Annotated in this window: 6 protein-coding genes and 1 pseudogene; 3 read left to right on the top strand and 4 right to left on the bottom strand. The window is 71.0% G+C overall.

Annotated elements, in window-relative coordinates:
* Together BJF77_RS15485 and BJF77_RS15480 are read left to right on the top strand one after the other, a co-directional pair.
* Window positions 1–282, top strand: a 282-nt coding sequence (locus BJF77_RS15485) for an NADPH-dependent FMN reductase (RefSeq protein ID WP_187347287.1), incomplete at its 5' end; no start/stop codon positions are given.
* Between the two features lie 508 nt (window positions 283–790).
* Window positions 791–1,669, top strand: a complete 879-nt coding sequence (locus BJF77_RS15480) for a glutamate--cysteine ligase (RefSeq protein ID WP_255396311.1) — start codon at window positions 791–793, stop codon at window positions 1,667–1,669.
* A gap of 193 nt (window positions 1,670–1,862) precedes the next feature.
* On the opposite strand, the gene BJF77_RS22065 is transcribed toward BJF77_RS15480, so the two are convergent.
* The 3 genes and pseudogenes from BJF77_RS22065 to BJF77_RS22830 all read right to left on the bottom strand — a co-directional run bounded on the left by BJF77_RS22065 (window position 1,863) and on the right by BJF77_RS22830 (window position 3,822).
* Window positions 1,863–2,051 carry a hypothetical protein gene (locus BJF77_RS22065; RefSeq protein ID WP_255396310.1) on the bottom strand — a complete coding sequence of 63 codons (189 nt, stop codon included), beginning with the start codon at window positions 2,049–2,051 and terminating at the stop codon, window positions 1,863–1,865.
* Window positions 2,052–2,137: 86 nt separating this feature from the next.
* A pseudogene (locus tag BJF77_RS22060) lies at window positions 2,138–2,455 on the bottom strand (phosphoribosyltransferase); the annotation flags it as partial.
* Between the two features lie 119 nt (window positions 2,456–2,574).
* Window positions 2,575–3,822: an SRPBCC family protein gene (locus BJF77_RS22830; RefSeq protein WP_083665206.1), complete on the bottom strand. Its 1,248-nt coding sequence runs from the start codon at window positions 3,820–3,822 to the stop codon at window positions 2,575–2,577.
* 262 nt (window positions 3,823–4,084) lie between these two features.
* Here BJF77_RS22830 and BJF77_RS15465 point away from each other — a divergent pair, with 262 nt between their 5' ends.
* Window positions 4,085–4,690 (top strand): superoxide dismutase family protein, encoded by a 606-nt coding sequence (locus tag BJF77_RS15465; RefSeq protein WP_083665205.1) that lies wholly within the window; start codon window positions 4,085–4,087, stop codon window positions 4,688–4,690.
* A 175-nt stretch (window positions 4,691–4,865) separates the two neighbouring features.
* On the opposite strand, the gene BJF77_RS15460 is transcribed toward BJF77_RS15465, so the two are convergent.
* Window positions 4,866–5,235 (bottom strand): hypothetical protein (locus tag BJF77_RS15460; protein WP_075872728.1); only part of this gene is annotated, 370 nt, incomplete at its 5' end.

Genomic DNA, 5,235 nt, shown 5'->3' with positions numbered 1-5,235 from the left:
TTGAAGAACGCGGTGGATTTCTTGTATGCGGAGTGGAACAACAAGTCGATCGGTTTCGTCAGCTACGGCAGTGCCGGCGGCACCCGTGCGGTGGAGGCCTGGCGGTTGATCGCCGCGGAGCTGCAGATGGCCGACGTCCGGGCCCAGGTGTTCCTGCCCTTCAGTACGGAGTTCGGCGAGGAGTTCTCCTTCCGGCCCACCGAGCAGGCCACCGACGGGCTGGGTGAGGTCTTCGATCAGGTCGTGGCCTGGGCGCAGGCGCTGGCGCCCTTGCGCGGATAGGACGGCGACGAGGACCGGGAGTCCGCGGTCTGGGACAACTCGGCCGGAGAGGGTGTGAGAACGGTCAAGGGCCTCCAGTGCTCTGGTCGGTCCGCCGGATCGCCTCGGGGTGGCTTCCGTCCTGGGGCTGGGGTGCTCGTCCAGGTGACAGGGGCGCTTGGTGGGCAGCCGCGTCACGGCTGATGGGTGCCGCCGGGTGTGAAGGGTCCGTCAGCGGCAATGGTGAGAGGCAAATGGTGAGAGGCGAGGGTGGTGTGGTGCGCACGTTCGGTGTGGAGGAAGAGCTGTTGCTGGTAGGGGGTACGTCGCTGGAGGCGTTGCCGGTCGGGGAGCGGGCGGTGGATCTGCAGCGGCAGGTTACCGCGTCCGGGCACCGGCTGGGAACGGAGTTGCAGCAGGAGCAGATCGAGGTCGCCTGCCCTCCGCAGACCACGTTGGGCGGGCAGCTGGAGGCCATCCGGGTTGGACGGGCTCTGGCCGATGAGGTCGCCTCCCGGTGGGCGGGCGGGTGGCGGCTCTGCCGGCCGCCCCGCATCCGGTGGTCCCGCACGTGGTGCACGAGGCGCGCGCCCAACACGTGCGGCACCGCTTCGGGCTGACCGCCGCGGAGCAGCTGACCTGTGGGTTCCACGTCCACGTGGCTGTGCACTCTCGCCAGGAGGCGGTGGCGGTGCTGGATCGGATCCGGGTGTGGTTGCCGGTGCTGCTGGGGTTGAGCGCGAACTCCCCGTTCTGGAACGGCGTCGACACCGGATACGCCTCCTACCGGTACCAGGCCTGGTCGCGGTGGCCCACCGCCGGACCCACCGAGGTCTTCGGGACATCTGCGGCCTATGACGAGCATCGGCGGGACCTGTTGGCGTCCGGGGTGCCGTTGGACGCGGGGATGCTCTACTTCGACGCCCGGCTGTGCGAACACCAGCCCACCGTGGAGGTGCGGGTGGCTGATGTGTGCCTGCAAGCCGAGCACGCGGCGGTCCTCGCCGTTCTCGTTCGGGCGCTGGTGGAGACCGCCGCCCGCGCCTGGAAAGCCGGGGACCCTGCCCCGGACGTGCGGGTGGGGCTGCTGCGGGCCTGGATGTGGCAGGCCAGCCACGACGGAGCCGACTCCCAACTGATCAGCCCGACCACCGGAACTCCCGCCCCGGCCGCAGATGTCGTGGCTGAGCTGCTGGAGGCCGTGCGCCCGGTGCTGGTCGAGTACCAGGAAGAGGACGCGGTCGAGGCCGTGATCACCGAGATCCTGCGCGAGGGCACCGGGGCCCTCCACCAGCGTGCGGCCTACCGGCGGGGCCAGGACCTGCACGAGGTGGTGCAACAGGCCATCGAGACCACCCACCACGCAGTCAAGACCGCCCCGGCGGCACCACCGCGCCCGCGCGCCTGACGCCAGGTCTCGGGCAGTACCACCCGCAACTGCATCCGGCCTCCGCCCAGGCGCTACAAGCGGCGCGAAGGATCGTCGCGGGTCCCATCCATGGCCTCCCGGCCGCCGCACCAGGGTGCGGGGTTCTGCGGTGAGCTGACGCGCGGAAACCCCGTGGTTGCCGCCATGCCGTAGCCGGCGCTGGTGTGGGTCCTCAGCCCGGGCCGCGGCGGGCGGCGGCCTCCAGTGCCGCCACGACGTCCTCGTCGGGGGTGGGGGAGAAGTCGCGGTAGTGGTAGCCGACGGCCTGGAAGTCCGGCGGGGTGGCCAGCACCACGATCTCGTCGGCTTCGCTGATCCGGCCCAGCGCCTGCGGGGCGGCCACCGGGGCGGCCAGCACCACCCGGGCCGCCCCCAGCGCCCGGCGACGCGGCAGGCCACCCGAGCGGTGGCGCCGGTGGCGATGCCGTCGTCGACGATCACGGCGGTGCGCCCGGTCAGATCCCACCGTGTCCGGCCTGTCCGGAACCGCATCGTGCGCTCTTCCAGCACGGCACGTTCGTGGTCCTCCACCGCCTGAAGCTGGTCCCCGGTGATCTGGAAACGCCCGATGATGCGCTCATCCAGGACCCGGACACCGTCCTCGCCGATGGCGCCCATCGCCAGCTCCGGGCGGACGGGCACCCCGAGCTTGCGCACCATCAGCACATCCAGCGGCGCCTCCAGGGCCAGGGCCACCTCCTCGGCCACCGACACCCCGCCCCGGGGCAACCCCAGCACCACCAGATCCTGTCCGCGCAGGCCCATCAGACGCCGGCCCAGCTGTCGGCCGGCCTCCGCCCGGTCCTGGAATCGCCGCACGATCTGACTCCTGCCCTTCGGTGTCCCTCACGCGATGATCGTTCTAGCACGGCACGGGACGGTGGTTAGACAGCGCTTCCTCCGGGGCGGTTCTCGTCCACCGGCCGCCCGGTCAGCGGGTCCACCCGGGACGGGCCGGCCGCCGGTGCAGCGTCGGGCATGTCAACCGGCGGGGTTTCCAATGGGGGAACCGGCTCGGCGTCCAGCGGGGCGTCCACCCGGGGGCGCTGCGGTGACTCGGCGGGGGAGGCCATGTCGTCGGCGGTCGGCGGCTGCCCGGCGGCGGTGTCCTCCGCGGCCCCCGGGGGGTCCGTAAAGGGACCGGCCCCAGCTGGTGGTGCGGCCGGGGGTTCGGCGTCCAGCGGGGCGTCGATATCCAAGGGCTGGTCGGTGATGTCCGGATCCGTATCGACCCGCGGCGCCCCGGTGGAAGGGATGAGATCCTCGGTAGCGCCGGCCGGGGGGATGGGCCGGAGACTTCCGGTGGGATCAGACGGCGAACCGCGGTCCTCAGCGGGCTGTCCGGTGGAATCCTCCACACCGGACAGGACCACGCCTTCAGGCCCTTCCTCGAGCGGCCGCGCATCTGTGCGCCGCGCCGTGCTCGCCGCATCGGCCCGCCGGGCCTGCGCGGGGGCGTCCTCCTCAGCGCGGGCAGTGCCGGTGGGGCCCTCGGTGGCCAACGGCGGCCAGGCGGCGTCCTCCGATCCCGTGGCGTCGTCACTGGTGGTCTCCACGGCTGTGACCGCGCCAGCCGCAGCACCAGTGCCTGCTCCGGCTGTGCTGGGCGGCCTGATCCTGGCGTCGTCTCCGCGCAACGCCGGGGCGTCTCCCATACCGGGGGCGCCGACGTCGGCGTCCACGTGCACGGACCCGCGCCAGGCCCCGGTGGCCTGGCCCTGAGCCTCGATGAACTCCTTGAACCGCTCCAGGTCCTTCTGCGCCCGGTTCTCCACCAGGTGCAGCTTGTCCCCGACCGTCTCCACCAGACCTTCGGGCTCGTACTCCAGGAGCAGATGCACCCTGGTGCGGTCTTGGCCGGCGTCCTCGAAGCTCACCGTCCCGGCGTTGAGCGCCCCTTCGGTGGCGGCCCAGGCGATCTTGCGGTCCGGGACCTGTTCCAGGATCTGGGCTTCCCACTGCCGGGACACCCCACCGATCCGGGCCACCCACTCCAGCCGATCATCAGCGATCTGGGTGACCCGCTCGACCCCGCTCATGAACCGGGGGAAGTCCTCGAACTGGGTCCACTGGTTGTAGACCGCGCTCAGCGGCACGTCCACGACCACGGTTGTCTCCACTGTGGTGCTCATGGCCTCTCCTCCACCGAAAGTTGGGATCGCGGTAGGCCGCACACCGACCCAGTTCCACCAGTGTGCTTACTGTAGTCCCGCCAACCCGTCTCCCACCAGGGCATTCGCCGAAACCCAGATCCGAGTACCCCAGGCAACCGGATGCGGTGGCAGGTGCCAGCGAGGTTCCTTGTGGGCGGAGAAAAGCATTGCTCCGGGCCGGGGCTCGGGCATAGCGTCGCAGCACATCATCCGTATCCGAGGACCTGCCAGAGGAGTTCCCATGAAGATCAGCACACGGCTCACGATGGTCTCGGCAGCGGCGGGGGTGGTGGTGCTGTCCGGGTGCGGCACCACCGCCGAGAACGACGGCGGTGCGGAGCAGACGACAGCGGTCGAAGAGGCCCTCACAGTGAGCGTGCGCAACGTCGAGGGCGACGAGGTAGGGACCGTGCAGTTCTCCGATGTCCAGGACGGCACCCAAGTCGCCGCCCAAGTCGAGGGCCTGGAGCCGGGGTTCTACGGCTTCCACGTCCACGGCACCGGGCTGTGCGTGCCCGACAGCGCGGCACCGGATGACCCGGAGGAGACCGGGGCGTTCCTCTCCGCCGGCGGGCACCTCGGGGCCGAGGAAGGCGAGCACCCCGACCATGCCGGTGACCTGCCCAGTCTCTACGTCACCGGCAGCGGGATGGGCAACCTGGTCACCCTCACCGACCGCTTCACCCTGGAGGACCTGCAGGACGAGGACGGCAGCGCGGTGATGATCCACACCGGCACCGACAACTACGCCAACATCCCCGACCGCTATGCCCCCGAAGGCCCGGACGAGGAGACCCTGGCCACCGGCGACGCCGGCTCCCGGCTGGCCTGCGGCGTCGTGGAATAGGCCCACCACGACACCAGGGGACCCCGGGGGACGGCAATACCCCGCCGGGCGTACCGGGGCGCACGCCGCGGCGCATCATCGGCGATCTCGTGCGGCGCCGTGCCGCCAGCAGACCTGCAGGGCACAGACGCCGTCGGAGGCCACGATGAACGGCATTCCGTGACCCGGTGCTGCCCTAACCCATGCCGTCCTCGGTGGCGGTGTCGGTGGGCAGGTCGGTGCTGACCTCGGTGGCCTGGACCCAGCCTTCGTCCTGGTGGTCCTCGAGCCCTTCGGCGGTGAGCTCGATCCCCAGCTGCTCCGCGGCGGTGGCCGGATCGAAGGAGGCCTGCACTGTGCCGGTCACTTCCACCAGCTGCCCATCCTCCAGGACGGGGGGCTGCTGGAGGGTGTGGAGCACCAGCAGGGAGCCCAGCTCGGCGTCGTCGGGATCGGAGATCTCGAACGCCTGGTCGGAAAGCACCTCTTCGACCTCCCCGGTCAGGGTGACCTCCTGGCCTTCGTAGACCTGTTGCTCGTCGTAGTACTGCTGGTTGTACGGGCCC

The sequence above is a fragment of the Kocuria sp. CNJ-770 genome (genome assembly GCF_001942375.1).
Classification (GTDB): domain Bacteria; phylum Actinomycetota; class Actinomycetes; order Actinomycetales; family Micrococcaceae; genus Kocuria; species Kocuria oceani.
Note: the sequence above shows the minus strand (reverse complement) of the source record. Positions and strands in the feature narration are given on the sequence as shown.

Coding starts and splice junctions, on each gene's coding strand:
- BJF77_RS22830 (WP_083665206.1), bottom strand. CDS start 3,822: ATGAGCACCACAGTGGAGACAACCGTGGTCGTGGACGTGCCGCTGAGC.
- BJF77_RS15465 (WP_083665205.1), top strand. CDS start 4,085: ATGAAGATCAGCACACGGCTCACGATGGTCTCGGCAGCGGCGGGGGTG.